At 55.9% G+C, this 12,653-nt stretch carries 13 protein-coding genes and 1 pseudogene; 9 read left to right on the top strand and 5 right to left on the bottom strand.

From position 1 onward, the window contains the following. Window positions 1-420: 420 nt before the first annotated feature. The 4 genes from BFP93_RS11760 (at window position 421) to BFP93_RS11745 (ending at window position 3,708) form a co-directional block, all read left to right on the top strand. Window positions 421-660, top strand: a complete 240-nt coding sequence (locus BFP93_RS11760) for a hypothetical protein (protein WP_065886662.1) — start codon at window positions 421-423, stop codon at window positions 658-660. A 124-nt stretch (window positions 661-784) separates the two neighbouring features. After that, on the top strand, window positions 785-1,930 hold the full coding sequence (locus BFP93_RS11755; protein ID WP_065893236.1) for a sensor histidine kinase: 1,146 nt from the start codon (window positions 785-787) through the stop codon (window positions 1,928-1,930). Window positions 1,931-2,069: 139 nt separating this feature from the next. Next, window positions 2,070-3,017 (top strand): hypothetical protein, encoded by a 948-nt coding sequence (locus BFP93_RS11750; RefSeq protein WP_065893235.1) that lies wholly within the window; start codon window positions 2,070-2,072, stop codon window positions 3,015-3,017. A gap of 70 nt (window positions 3,018-3,087) precedes the next feature. Beyond that, window positions 3,088-3,708, top strand: a complete 621-nt coding sequence (locus BFP93_RS11745) for a hypothetical protein (protein WP_065893234.1) — start codon at window positions 3,088-3,090, stop codon at window positions 3,706-3,708. 72 nt (window positions 3,709-3,780) lie between these two features. Here BFP93_RS11745 and BFP93_RS11740 read toward each other — a convergent pair whose 3' ends face one another. After that, window positions 3,781-4,563, bottom strand: coding sequence for a pyrroline-5-carboxylate reductase family protein (locus BFP93_RS11740; protein ID WP_065893233.1), 783 nt, complete (start codon window positions 4,561-4,563; stop codon window positions 3,781-3,783). Window positions 4,564-4,644: 81 nt separating this feature from the next. Here BFP93_RS11740 and BFP93_RS11735 point away from each other — a divergent pair, with 81 nt between their 5' ends. Both BFP93_RS11735 and BFP93_RS11730 read left to right on the top strand, forming a co-directional pair. Then, window positions 4,645-5,283, top strand: coding sequence for a hypothetical protein (locus BFP93_RS11735; RefSeq protein ID WP_242522226.1), 639 nt, complete (start codon window positions 4,645-4,647; stop codon window positions 5,281-5,283). A 638-nt stretch (window positions 5,284-5,921) separates the two neighbouring features. Continuing rightward, complete coding sequence (locus BFP93_RS11730; RefSeq protein WP_065893232.1) at window positions 5,922-6,542, top strand: LysE family translocator; 621 nt, start codon at window positions 5,922-5,924, stop codon at window positions 6,540-6,542. A 55-nt stretch (window positions 6,543-6,597) separates the two neighbouring features. On the opposite strand, the gene BFP93_RS11725 is transcribed toward BFP93_RS11730, so the two are convergent. Continuing rightward, window positions 6,598-7,812: an aldose 1-epimerase family protein gene (locus tag BFP93_RS11725; RefSeq protein ID WP_065893231.1), complete on the bottom strand. Its 1,215-nt coding sequence runs from the start codon at window positions 7,810-7,812 to the stop codon at window positions 6,598-6,600. A 209-nt stretch (window positions 7,813-8,021) separates the two neighbouring features. Then, complete coding sequence (locus BFP93_RS11720) at window positions 8,022-8,459, bottom strand: GNAT family N-acetyltransferase (protein ID WP_065893273.1); 438 nt, start codon at window positions 8,457-8,459, stop codon at window positions 8,022-8,024. Between the two features lie 59 nt (window positions 8,460-8,518). Between BFP93_RS11720 and BFP93_RS29230 the strand changes: the two are divergent. Both BFP93_RS29230 and BFP93_RS27425 read left to right on the top strand, forming a co-directional pair. After that, a pseudogene (locus BFP93_RS29230) lies at window positions 8,519-8,845 on the top strand (GFA family protein); the annotation flags it as partial. 193 nt (window positions 8,846-9,038) lie between these two features. Next, window positions 9,039-9,581 carry a GNAT family N-acetyltransferase gene (locus BFP93_RS27425; protein WP_083205652.1) on the top strand — a complete coding sequence of 181 codons (543 nt, stop codon included), beginning with the start codon at window positions 9,039-9,041 and terminating at the stop codon, window positions 9,579-9,581. A gap of 472 nt (window positions 9,582-10,053) precedes the next feature. Here the strand turns inward: BFP93_RS27425 and BFP93_RS11715 are convergent, their stop codons facing one another. Together BFP93_RS11715 and BFP93_RS11710 are read right to left on the bottom strand one after the other, a co-directional pair. Then, on the bottom strand, window positions 10,054-10,833 hold the full coding sequence (locus BFP93_RS11715; protein WP_065893272.1) for a class I SAM-dependent methyltransferase: 780 nt from the start codon (window positions 10,831-10,833) through the stop codon (window positions 10,054-10,056). A gap of 159 nt (window positions 10,834-10,992) precedes the next feature. Continuing rightward, entirely contained in the window at window positions 10,993-11,934 is a 942-nt protein-coding gene (locus tag BFP93_RS11710) for an aromatic alcohol reductase (protein ID WP_065893230.1), read from the bottom strand. A gap of 98 nt (window positions 11,935-12,032) precedes the next feature. Between BFP93_RS11710 and BFP93_RS11705 the strand changes: the two genes are divergently transcribed. Continuing rightward, complete coding sequence (locus BFP93_RS11705; protein WP_065893229.1) at window positions 12,033-12,446, top strand: winged helix-turn-helix transcriptional regulator; 414 nt, start codon at window positions 12,033-12,035, stop codon at window positions 12,444-12,446. Window positions 12,447-12,653: the final 207 nt, after the last annotated feature.

Below are 12,653 nucleotides of genomic sequence, written 5' to 3'. Positions count from 1 at the left end.
CGGCGGCCCACGGATTCAAGCCTTCGATCGGGCACACCGAGCCTAGGCGAGGTGCCGAGTGGTGGGGCAAGAGCGTTTTGCTTACTTTTGCGCTCTTCAAAAGTGAGCCGCCGTCAGGGCGGAACCCTAAGTGGCCGTTACCGCAGAAACGGATATGTACCCGGTCCAATCCAGCATCCTGGTCGGCCCCGAGGCCGCCATCGGGGGCAAGCCCCCTCCCACATTTGGACCGAGGTGTGTCAGATGGATACGCGTCGGTTGCCAAGCGACCGAAGGGCAACGACCGCACTGCACATCATCGCCTTACAACCGCACACGACGAAACTCTTGCAGCATCCTTCGGTCGATGCTTTCAAGAGGCCCACGGTGCCTCCGTTGCCTTGTGTGTGTGCGTGTGAGTGAATGCCTGCGGAGACGGCCATGAAAGAAGCCCTGAACGATTTGCCCGGCCCTATAAAACGACAGGCTGACAGAATTCTGCGTGAGATCGAACTGGCGGGGTCAATGATTCTTGCCGTCAAAGGCGGTGCCAAGGCCCAAGGGTTTGTGCTGGGAATCACCTGCTGTGAAGGGCTCACTTCCGAGCGCTGCGAAGCGTTGGCAAGCCATTTTGACAGCGTGGTGGAACAACGGCTGAGGTCGCTGACACTGGGGCTGTAATGCCCGCAATAGCGCCGCCGCAGTCCGGGCTTTAAAAGCGACGAACAACCTCCTACACTGCCGGGAATTTCCGTTCGCCTGTGCAGCTTCGCTTTTCTGCCCGCCTCCCACCAGGACTACAGACATGCGCCTGCCCGACTTCATTCTGGAAAACCTCGAGCCGATACTGCAGGTTTGGGAAGATTTCGCCAGAACCATCGACACCCCGGGCGAGGAACTCGACAGCGTCGCGCTGCGCGATCATGCCGAGCAGATGTTGCGGGCCATCGTCAGCGACCTGCGCACCAAGCAGACCCGCCAGGAACAAATCGCCAAGGCCCAGGGCCACGCACCGGAGGACGAACAGGAAACTGCGGCCGAAACCCACGCAATGACGCGGCTGATGGCCGGGTTCACCATCGACCAGATGGTCTCCGAATACCGCGCGCTGCGCACCAGTGTGGTCAGCCAGTGGATGCGCCAGGTCAAGGACGGCACACCGATCAACGTCGACGACATGACCCGATTCCATGAGGCCATTGACCAGGCCCTGGCCGAGTCCATTGCCAGCTATTCACGGGCCGTCGAGGCCTCACGCAACATGTTCCTGGGCATCCTCGGCCACGATTTGCGCACCCCACTCGGCGCAATCCTGCTGGGTGCCGACGTGTTGCGCCGCTCCCAGGACGCCGGGGCGCGGGCGACCAAGATCGCCAATCAGGTCTACACCAGCGTGCGCCGGGCAAGCCAGATCGTCGGCGACCTGCTTGACCTGACTCGCTGCCAGATGGGGCCGGGCATCCCGGTCAAAACCAGCGAAATAAACCTCTCGCCGCTGTGCCAGCGCGTGGTCGAGGAAATTCGCGCGTTTCATCCCGAAGCCATCGTGATGTTCGACGCGAACACAAACGTATCTGGGCAGTTTGACGGCGGGCGGATGGAGCAGGTGTTTTCGAACATCATCAGCAACGCGGTGCAACATGGCGACACCACACGGCCTATCCAGGTCGAGCTGGGCATGCACGAGGACTTCGCCGTCTTCACTGTGCGCAACAGCGGTGAAGCGATACCCGAGGACGTGCTCCCGTTCATATTCAACCCCATGGGCCGTTTCTCCCAGCGCACCGCCATCCACCACGGCCCCACCGAAGGCCTGGGCCTTGGCCTGTTCATCGCCTCGGAAATCATCGCCTCCCATAGTGGATCGATTGAGGTCAGCTCCGACACGGAACAGGGCACGGTGTTTCAGGTGAGAGTGCCGCTGGATAAACAAGAGCCTGGCGTTGCCTAAAGTCGATTACCCCTGAACCTGGCAGAGACACTTTGCGGCGGGCAGGCGCAGTAAGACATAATGCACCCGCCTGACTACAACGGTCGGGGTGACTGTGCTCAGGGCCAGCAGGGCTCGATAACTTAAAAGGAATTTAAGTATGAAAATAGAGCCGCCTTTCGCGCGGCGCTTCTACTCGTCTCCTATACCCAATTTCGACGAGTTTGATCCCTGCCGAGGGGTAGAAGGATATTGTGAAGCGATCCGAAAATTTCTCATGCCAGACTCATCACCCACAAGCTTCAGCTTTGCGGAGTTTGAGATGGTATCGCGCACCTACTGCAAAGGCTCGGTCTTTTCAAGAGTTCGAAGACTAAGCGAGGAAAAATTTGACCAGCTGTTATCAACCCCTCTGAAGGTCGATGACTTCTTCCCCCCAACATCCAACGCTGGGCAAGTCCGTGCCGGCCGCTTCAACGCCGAGGGCGAACGCAAGCTTTATTTGGCCGACCATCCGTTTATTGCATTAAAAGAATGTGGCATCAAGCCTGGCGACTATTTTCTATTCAGTTATCTTACGTTCAGCAAAGATACACACTTCACGTATGCAGCCCACGACGGCTCCAGATTTTCACAAGTGCTGAGTTCTTTATTTGCAACTAAAGACGAAAGATTCTATGAGGTTATCAGACGGGTCTACAACGATTATTGCAACTATGAAACGCATCACGGAATCGCTTACGACTCTGTAAAAGTGCAGAGAAACCAGCACGACGCCACATGGGGGACAATTGACTCTGTCACGAATCTCGCAATGACCGAGGACAGTTTTCCCGCCGCGCGCCTGCACGCCGGTTGGCTTGCTCGCTGCGATGAACAGTACCGCCCATGCTACGAGCAGATGCTTTTGCCCACTGCCAAGAAGAAAAGACAACTTCTCTCTGTGCCCTACTTTGGTAACGAGTCATTTTTTTTGCCAGCGCACCAAAACGTAATGAAAAAAATCCAGCAGCTCAGAAAGAAAACCGAAATCCTCATCCAGCGAGAAGATTACGAGGACATCAACACCACCCCATTCAAGTTACTACCGCAACAGGGATATATCTGAGTCCTCGGCGTGCACGCCATCCCAACACCTAGCCACATGGGCGCTTGAATACGCTCTACCGGAGAAATAAATGCAATTTGCCGTAGCACTGATCGAATACCTTATTTCTGGCGTGGTCGCATCAGCCTGGTTGACAGTCATACTTGACAACCACTACCCGATCCCATTCCATAAAATAAATGAATACAAAGAGGTTTTCATTGTAGTTTACTTACCCATCGCCTATATCTTAGGCATCTACGTCGACACCACCTCATCCTATCTGATACGCAGGACTGGAGAAATATTCCGCCTATTCGGAAAAAGGCTGAATGTCCTTAAAGACCTTCGACAAGGTCTCTCATCGATATATCGCGCTATCGCGGGAACACCGAAGGAAGACTCTTATGAAAGAAGTGCTGCAATTCTAGCGCGTTCAGTTCCAGATGCCGTCAGGACAATGGAGGCCTATGTCAGCAGGGACCGGATTGCCCGTGGCGCCGCCCTCAATGCTTTTGCGGGATCCGTCACCGCATTTTTTTATGCTCCCCCTGAGTACCAAACCGTCGTAACGGTCATCTGCTCCGTCGCATGCGTGTATTCGATCATTATGCATAAGCGATTACGCCGCCTTTCATCACGATTCAAAGAGGTCGCGCTGTCGAATCTAAAGAAGATCAAGTCGACTGAACCGGACGAGATCGAAAGCTAGACAATGTCGGGCACTTAGGAATTCGACAAGATAAGTCCAGCCAAATGCCTGATGAATAGCAAACCTCTTGGATCACCTGCGCCTATAAAACTCCCCGGTCTGCAGGCGCTCAAGCACTTTATCGCACGCCGCCGCCCACGCTTGCTGCGCACCTTTGTCACGAAGCACATCGAGCCCGGCTGCCGTAAAGGTGCCGGGGGTAGCGATGGCATCGCCCATACTCGCCATACTGACCAGGGGTTGATGACTGGCGCTGGCCAGGCAGTCCTGCATGTTGCCCATTACCAATTGGCGGGCCTGCGCCTGGGTCAGCCCTTTTTCGGTAAACCACTGCTGAAGATCGTTGAGAAAGAAATAGAACCAGCCATTCATGCACGCCGCTACGGTGGCCAACTCGAAGGCGTCTTCCTGATCCATCACAATCAGCGAGCCGAGGGTGCCCAACAACGCCTCGTGGACGTGACCCGCCGGCGTAACTACCACGGTCGAATGGTTGATCTGGGCGGCATAGGACAACATCGCCCGCACTGGCTGCGCCTGTGGGAAACAGCGCGCCAGGTCTTTGAGTGTCATGCCGGCTACCAGGGAAACCAGAGGTTGCCCCGGTTTGAGTTGAATATCCCTGCACAGCCCTTCGACTGCATCGGGGCGCACACCGAGCAACAGCAGGTCGGCCCCATCGACAACCTCTTGGTTGTCGGCCATGACCTCGCACGCCCAAACCTTGCCCAACTGCTCGGCGCGCGCCTGATTGCGGGGTGACAACAGCACCCGCCCGGTAAAACCGCCACGCCGCAGGCCGATCACCACTTTCTCAGTCAATTCGCCGACGCCCAAGACTCCAATGCTCAGCAAGGTGTTTCCTCCATTCGAAACCAGTGAAAGATGTTCTGCATCTTAACCCCATGCAGGAAGGCGACCCCACAGGTGCGGACATTGGAGGCGTATCTGTATGATGGGCAATCTCAGCGCCATCCTCATGATTGGAACAAACAGAGCCCGCAAAAATTGAAGGATCTTTTACAGGAGAACCGGTTAAAAAAAGCAGCGCTCCTGGCGACCATATGCTCACTGCTTGGTGCCTGGATACTTTATATGTTGTGGGCCGCGCGCATTGGCATGCGAACGGTTCTGATGGCATCCATTCCGGAATGGACCACTTATATAACAGCCGGATTTGTCATAGGGCTGATCTTTGCAGCAAAGGCGTTCTACGCTCGGCCCGCTCAACGGAAGCCAACACAGGCCGTAGACCCTTTTTTCGGCGGATTCTGCTTGGGTCTTGCGTGCTCCATCAATATTTACGCTGTCTGCGTCTACCTATTGCCCGGGGACATCATCCACTACGAATCGGCGTATGAAATCACCTACCCAGGGCCCTCCGCTGGAAAATTCAGCCGTTGCGAGGCTGGCTTGCGCATCAAGGACATAAACACCGGACGCTGGATTGAACTCTGTACAAATCAATCGGATTTGGACAAACAACGGCAGCGCGGCATGAATGCCGTATGGGTGACTGCTCGGGCAAACAAAGTGGGTTCTTATATTGTGGGGTATCGGTTTATTTTTAAATGACCCCCTATACGCATGAGTATCTACAAAGCTTCGGTATGACACCAACACGTGGCGCGGGAGCTAGCTGCCGTTGTCTCCCAGGCGACAGCTATCCAACTGATGCGCCTCGGTCAATGTGGGAGGGGGCTTGCCCCCGATGACGGCCTCAGGGCCGACCAGGATGTTGGATCAGACCGAGTACATATCCGTTTCTGCGGTAACGGCCACTTAGGGTTCCGCCCTGACGGCGGCTCACTTTTGAAAAGCGCAAAAGTAAGCAAAACGCTCATGCCCCACCACTCGGCACCTCGCTCAGGCTCGGTGTGCCCGAACGAAGGCTTGAATCCGTGGGCCGCCGCACTGGGCCATCCATGGCCCAGTGCGGCTAACCCGGCGTCCTGCCGGGTTACCCACGGATTCAAGCCTGCGTTCGGCCAGCGTGGTTTAACGGGGCGCCTCAGATCAAAAGCAGATCAAGATCAAGAGCGACTCGCTTCGCATCGTGGTTACGGTTGAGCGCTACAGAGCTGTGTAAATACCTATGCCTATACGGCAAGCCAAATGCACGCATTGAACATCCATCGCGCTTGAGTGGATTGCCGCACCGCCCCAACAGCCCTTATTCTCGACACTCCCGCCCGACCCAATCAGGAGCCGCCATGGACCTCGTCGCCCTCGCCCTCTTCCTGCCCGCCTGTTTCGCCCTGAACATGGCACCCGGCCCCAACAACCTGCTGTCGGTGAGCAACGCCACCCGTTACGGCTACCGCACCTCCTGCCTCGCCGGTATCGGCCGCTTGCTGGCCTTCGCCGGCATGATCGCCCTCGCCTCCGCCGGGCTGGCGGTGGTGCTGCAAACGTCAGAGTTGTTGTTCTACGGGATCAAGCTGCTCGGCGCGGCGTACCTGTTTTACCTGGCCTATCAGCTGTGGCGCGCAGACCCGCAGGCAGAAGCGGACATCGCCGCCAACAAGGTGGGCTTATGGGCCCTGGCACGGCAGGAGTTTCTGGTGGCGGCAGGTAACCCCAAAGCCATCCTGATCTTCACCGCCTTCCTGCCGCAGTTCGTGGTGCCCGGCCAACCCATCAGCGCGCAATTCGCGTTGTTGGGCGCGATGTTCCTGGCTCTGGAGTGGATCGCCATCAGCGCCTACGCCTACATGGGCCTGCACATGCGCCGCTGGTTTGCCGAGCCGAGCGGCAAGCGGCTCTTCAATCGTTGCTGCGCGGGGCTGTTGTCGGCGGCGGCCACGGTTTTGTTGACGGCGCGTCGGGCGTGAATCCCGCGCCTGCCTGCGCAAGCAGTGCAGGCGCCCGACCGCGCTTCAGCCGGCCTCACTCCTTGGTTAAATCAACCAACGGCGTCTGCCGTACCTCAGTGTCCCGCCCGGCCTGAATTTCGCTGACCTGCTTCAAGGCCTTGTCCACAGCCGCCTTATCCGCCAGCAAGCTGTAGCTGATGCGGAACTGCTTGTGTGCTTTGGGCTCGATGGTGGGTACCAGGTTCAGTGGCCGCTGATAACGGCGGTTGTAGGAAAAACTCGTGCCCGGCTCCAGCCCCGTGACATAGCCCTGCCCTTGGGTATCGGTGTTCTTCCACAGGGAAAACACCGGCAGCGTCTGCGTATTGAAACCGACCGACACGCCCAGGCTGCCGGCCTTGTTATGCAGCACAGTCAAAGTATCGCCCTTGGCATCGGCATAGGGCACCACGTTGTACACGGTTTCGTCGTAGTCCTTGGTGGGTGCGCGGTAGGTTTGCCAGTCGGCCAATTCGGCCTTGGCCTTGTCGTTGAACGGCGACACCTGCTTCACCGGCGCCGCGAATCGCGCGCCCTGCTCCAGGAACGGGGTGCTGAAGTTACTGTGATACAGCGCCTGGTATTCCTTCGCATAGTCACCGTTGTTGGTCAGCGTGTCGTTGAGCGCGAACACAACGCTGCCGGGCTCGGTGACCAGTTCGGTCGCCACGGAAAAATCGACCTTCTTGAACGCCTGCTCTTTCAGCTCACCGCGCAGAGTGATGGAGTACGGCGGTTTTTCATCGATGTGCAGGGTGACTTTATTCGCAGGAATATTCGCGGCCCGACCGTGCAGGGTAAGCAATTCGCCATTGTCGATGCCGGGGTGACCGACCCACTCGTAGCCGCACCGAGTGACCAGCTCGTTGAAACCCTCCAACCAGCCCAGCCCACCGCGACCATTGAGCTCGATAAAGGAAGGATTGACCACCTCCTTGACCGGCGAATCCCAACCCATGCGCACATCGCCGACCGAAGCCTGCAACACGTTCATACCGCGAGTCGGCACCACCGAGAGCTTCATCGTGCCGTTATCGATGTCGACAATGCTCACACCCTCCTGCCGACCACCGTGCAAGGTGCGCAGTGTCACGCTGAAGGGTTTGTCGGTTTGCACGCCCAGCTGCTGGCTGGTGACCTGCCAGTTCTGCGCGGCTTTGTCGGTGTCGAGGAGGACGTAATCCCAGGCCATGGCGTGGGAAGCGGCAGAGAGTGCGCTGAGGGCGACAACGAGTTTGAGTGGGGTCATGGCGGTAGCCTTTTTTGGAGTTGTGGACGTTTTATAAACGCGATGAAACGTTTCATCAAGCTTAAAAGGCGGTATCTGGCCAAGCGCTGAAAAGGGGTTGAGGCTGTAGGTCGGCTCCCTGGTGCCCTGAGCTATACGCGAATGAATCTGAGCGTGCTGTGCAACCTGTTAAAAGCTGAGTGACCGATTCTTGCCGATGCCCAACAAACTCAAAGGCTTGTGACCTGCACGATATGGCTAGCATGGGCGTCTTCTATTCGAATGAATCCGCAGCGCAGGTAAAAAGTGTTCCCCTGGGAGGTGTCGGTGTAGAGACGCACACGCTCAAAATGCAACGCGGCGTGGGCAAGCAATGCGTTAACCAATCTGCGGCCAACCTGTTGCCCGCGTGACGCAGGCGCCACATACACACGTCGCAGCCTTGCTGTACGGTCATGGGTGAACGGATCAACAGAAAGACCTCCAATGCCTACAAGCTTGCGGTCCAGATACGCTGCCATGAGGCATTCGCCAGGCGCATCGAAGCGATGGGTGCCTGATTGCCATTCTGAAGTCAGTCGTGTGAGAAACCTGAAGCCTTCTGCAACTGCCTCTTTTTCCAGGTCGAGGATTTGGGGCGGAAGATGCGTGATCCGTTGAATCTCCATTGAGGTCAATCTTCTCTGATCGGGCGCGAAACCCTTCTGAGGTCTCTGGGAATCTTGATGTGGGCCGCGGCACGCCAGTAGTAGATTGCCATTGCCGCCAATGCCGAAAAGGTCACGGGGCAGCATTCGCTTCTTGCGGCAGCTTTCCCCCTGCCCCTCTACGGATATTTTTCGGCGCCACCAGTATTAAAGCCCATACATCCTCAGAGACCGTGTTACGCGAACTCTGCACGCACTGTGACTCGCCGTTGTTCTGGTCATGATCTCAAGGCGAGTTTGCCGACTGGATTTCGATAGCACTCGGCACGCTCAACACGCCCATCATGCCTGAAAAGCAAAAACACGTTCATGTTGACTCCGCAGCCCACTGGCACACGTCATCCAATCATGCTCCCAGGTCGGCCAACTGCTTTGAGTCATTTTCAGCTGGTCACGACAGGCAGAAAACGGCCAGCCGCTTACAGCCTCGTAGCTATCGCCAAGTAGTCTTGCGTGCGGATGGGCTAGGATAGCGTTGATGTAGCGATAGTGCATCTGTGGTCACAGTCGCTTATTGCCACTTATGAAAAAGGACGTGAGATGCGAATCAATGTGCCCCCAAGCTCCGAGCATCCTGCAGTTTTCCTACGACAGCTAGAAAGATCGGACGCGAATGATTGGTATACATATCTCACCTTGCCGGAGGTGTTTGAACACACGAGTTGGGACTTGCATTCGATTGAGGACCTGTTACCCATGTTTGACGCGTTCGATTCAACGTCTGTGGATTCGGTGCGGCGTCTGGCCATTGTTGAAAATCATAGCCAGCAATTGGTCGGCACGATCGGCTTTCACACCCTCTCAAACGCCAACCGAACGTCCGAAATAGCCTATGACATCGCTCCATCGCACTGGGGAAAGGGAATTGCTAGCGCAGTATGCGACGCGGTTACTCGATGGTCCTTTTCCGCATACGGCTTTGTTCGTGTGCAAGCAACGGTTCTGCACACAAATGCACGCTCTGAAAATGTTCTCCGGCGTTGTCATTTTCAGCACGAAGGACTACTGCGTTCTTACCGGATGGTCCGTGGGACACCTAGAGACTTTTTACTTTATTCGAGGTTGTCTACCGAGCAGAGATGAGCATCTGGACGACCGCCTCAGGTCGATTCTGTTGAAAAATTCGACTTCGGTTTCGGGTAAAAAAGGACATATTTAAGATAGAAAACCTTTCTTTCCGCAAAATTTTCCGTACTGATTTCACGTAGCAGCGTGAAAAAGAAGTGTTTTCATCCGTCAATATTCAAGCAGTTCGAGCAAACCGATTTTTTCAACAGAATCGGTCGTAAGGAGCTATTGCGTCATAGATAGCTCGGCTCAGTGCACCGTTCAAAAAAATGGCGGCTCGGATCGAGACGAGAGTTGAAGTGGTCAGGCAAGGCTTACTTTGCCGCTTACAGCGTTGTAGATAACGCCATTCACCTTACGGCCCAAAAGGGTCAGCACTTCTGGATTATCCGGGGCGGACGGATCAACGGCCATGCCCAATGGGGATACCGTTATCGTCACCAGCCGCTCCCAGATGTTGTTCTCATAGTTCGACAGCTACTGATCATTATCGCTGCGCAACCGCGATCAATGCGGTAGATGGAATGGACAAGACCGGATTATTGCCTGCCATTTCCCTGACGTGCGCAATCACTGCTGCCTTTTCTATCTCGGTCAGGCTCGTCCAGTCGGGCGACATTCCAAACACTTCGTCGGGGTTATCGAGCGACTTCACCTCCAGTTGATAAGCATGCGTCACGCTCTCGATGACGGGGTCCCGAAACCCGGCGGCGATCAGTTCGCGGGCGAAATCCTGTGGGTTGCTCAACGCTTTTACTGCCTCGGGCATCGCCATGCCCTCGCGGTCCGGGAAAAGCTTTCGCCTGACATTCCCTAATAAAAGAAACGATGCCGCACCCATTTCCTGCCAGGTTGCGACAATGCCATATCCCCCGATGGCGGTGACCCGTTGCATTTCAGCCAGGCCCTTGCGCCATTCAGGAAACATGATCACACCGAAGATCGAGAACGTCGCGTCGAAGCTTGCATCGGGCAGATCGAGCGATTGGCCGTCCATGACTCGGGCCTCCACATTGGGAAGTCCCGCGTTCTTCACACAAGCCACCATGGCGGGGGAAAAGTCCGTTGCCATAACCTGTGCGCCGGCTCGCGCTGCTGCCAACGCGAGGGCTCCGGTGCCAGTGGCGACATCCAGCACGCGGCTTTGTGATGTAAGCGAGATCCGTGCGAGCGCCGCCTCTGCGAACTGTGCAGTGAAGGGGTGAGCCGTTTTCTGATAGTGCTTTGCTGCAGCGTCCCAGTGAACAGCATTCTCAAATTCACGCATCGCGTCGCCCTCACATTCATGTAACTTTACAAGTATCATGAGTCAGTGCTTTCTGCCAAGTATCAGAAACGAAGGAGCAAACGATGCGTTACGACTGCCGTCTTTCGCAAAAAGCGGTGGGACAGCCCTCGCTCTAACTCTCGAAGCAGGCCGCCCCATTCACTTAAGGTTCTGCTCAATCCAACCGACGGTCGTCGTCAGCTCAATGCCGTTTGCAGCGTTGAAGGTCTGGCTCTTATCCCAAGCGACTCCTTTACCTTCAGCGAACACAGCTCGGTACTTGCTTAGCGAGTCATTCGGCGCAGCATTGAGATCGTCCTTCAATTTGGGAATGCTCCATTCAATGCGAGATACCGTTCGGTTGAGTGTTGCGTCAACCGCATCCGCCAACTGTGCGTAGGTCAGGGTATCTCCGGCCACGAAGACCACCTGATTGGCGAGGCGCGGCTTGGCGAACATAATCTTCGCCGTCAGCATCCCTATATCTTCTGGGGTAGTAACGGTGACCTGATTATCCCAGCGGCCTAGCGCATGAACGGTATTTTCTGCCAGATCAACCACTCCAAACGCGGGCTCGAACAAGAAGCTTGTAAACATTCCGGTGGAGATGATGATCCATTCGGTAGCGCGCTGCGCACGCAGTAGCTCGCGAACTTCAAGTTGCTCATTAAATAAATCCTGCGCACTGCCTTTGCCAATCACGTCGTAGTCCACGCCAAATTGCCAGGGCACGTAGCGTCTTACACTCCCCTGAAGCACTGCACGGGTGAGTTTGAGCTGGGTGCCCGCACCCGCTATGAAACCTACGCAACTGATGATCGTGTCGAATCGGGAGAAATGCTCGGCAAGTTCCTCAACGGAATCGTTAATGACGTCAGCCTGCAAAATGTCTATGCCTAGCCCACGGAGTTCTCCAATGGCGCGCGTTTTAGACGCGTCCTGAATCATGGTCGACGGTGGACGCAGAAGCACCGTAATACGAACACCGGCATCCTTCTTGTCTGGCGTAGTCCTGGCCAGCTCACGCAGTACGGACATGCCGAGTTCACCGGCCCCCAGCACCAGAATGTTGTCGGTTTCCACTGGTTTTGGCGTTTGCATAAATTTTTCTCTACTGTGCTGATGAACGTGAGGGAGAGTTATCCTGTCACCATTGGAGCCTGCCCATAAGTAGGTACACGATTGATCCTGAGGGGCGCATGGATACCGAAGAAATCATTAGGCAGTCGCAAGCTGCGTGCGAAGCGCTCAGCACAGAAGATGATGGTCTGAAGCGAGAAGTTCTCAGCCATGCTGGTAATCGCTGGTCGCTGGGAATCGTCCATACACTAGGTGTGGCGGGACGGCTGCGGCATGCAGAGATAGCCAGGCGCATGAGCGGCGTGACGCAACGGATGTTGACCCGTAGCTTGCGCCAGTTGGAAAGAGACGGCTTGGTAATACGCCAGGATTACAACGAGGTGCCGCCACGTGTCGACTACGAATTATCCGAGCTTGGGCGAGGCCTGCTAGCGCAGATGATTCCACTGTGGATGTGGGTGGCAGAGAACGCTGAAGGTTTTCGCGATGCTCGTATTCTCTACGACTCTGACATTTCGAATGATACGAAGTGACCTTTTTTGGCCGATTGCCGCCTGTCGCCTCCGTCAGCTTTGGGTCCAGACTGTGATAGCCGGTTGCTGCAACTGGCACCACTGCGCAAGCTATTGAAATTTAAGGGTTGCAGGCTGGATATGTGTTAGTTCCTGCAGGTTGTGAGTTCGTTATTCATCCGATGTGTCAAAAAGGCAACCCTTGGCTTAAAGAATTCTGGTCACCTG

It is taken from the genome of Pseudomonas sp. 44 R 15 (assembly GCF_900004965.1).
GTDB lineage: Bacteria > Pseudomonadota > Gammaproteobacteria > Pseudomonadales > Pseudomonadaceae > Aquipseudomonas > Aquipseudomonas orientalis_A.
The sequence above is the reverse complement of the archived record's forward strand: the minus strand, read 5'-3'. Positions and strand labels throughout refer to the sequence as shown.

Excerpts from the sequence above, each read along its gene's own strand:
- BFP93_RS11760 (WP_065886662.1), top strand. The coding sequence starts at position 421 with ATGAAAGAAGCCCTGAACGATTTGCCCGGCCCTATAAAACGACAGGCT.
- BFP93_RS11720 (WP_065893273.1), bottom strand. The coding sequence starts at position 8,459 with ATGGAGATTCAACGGATCACGCATCTTCCGCCCCAAATCCTCGACCTG.
- BFP93_RS11755 (WP_065893236.1), top strand. The coding sequence starts at position 785 with ATGCGCCTGCCCGACTTCATTCTGGAAAACCTCGAGCCGATACTGCAG.
- BFP93_RS11745 (WP_065893234.1), top strand. The coding sequence starts at position 3,088 with ATGCAATTTGCCGTAGCACTGATCGAATACCTTATTTCTGGCGTGGTC.
- BFP93_RS11710 (WP_065893230.1), bottom strand. The coding sequence starts at position 11,934 with ATGCAAACGCCAAAACCAGTGGAAACCGACAACATTCTGGTGCTGGGG.
- BFP93_RS27425 (WP_083205652.1), top strand. The coding sequence starts at position 9,039 with ATGCGAATCAATGTGCCCCCAAGCTCCGAGCATCCTGCAGTTTTCCTA.
- BFP93_RS11750 (WP_065893235.1), top strand. The coding sequence starts at position 2,070 with ATGAAAATAGAGCCGCCTTTCGCGCGGCGCTTCTACTCGTCTCCTATA.
- BFP93_RS11705 (WP_065893229.1), top strand. The coding sequence starts at position 12,033 with ATGGATACCGAAGAAATCATTAGGCAGTCGCAAGCTGCGTGCGAAGCG.
- BFP93_RS11725 (WP_065893231.1), bottom strand. The coding sequence starts at position 7,812 with ATGACCCCACTCAAACTCGTTGTCGCCCTCAGCGCACTCTCTGCCGCT.
- BFP93_RS11730 (WP_065893232.1), top strand. The coding sequence starts at position 5,922 with ATGGACCTCGTCGCCCTCGCCCTCTTCCTGCCCGCCTGTTTCGCCCTG.
- BFP93_RS11715 (WP_065893272.1), bottom strand. The coding sequence starts at position 10,833 with ATGCGTGAATTTGAGAATGCTGTTCACTGGGACGCTGCAGCAAAGCAC.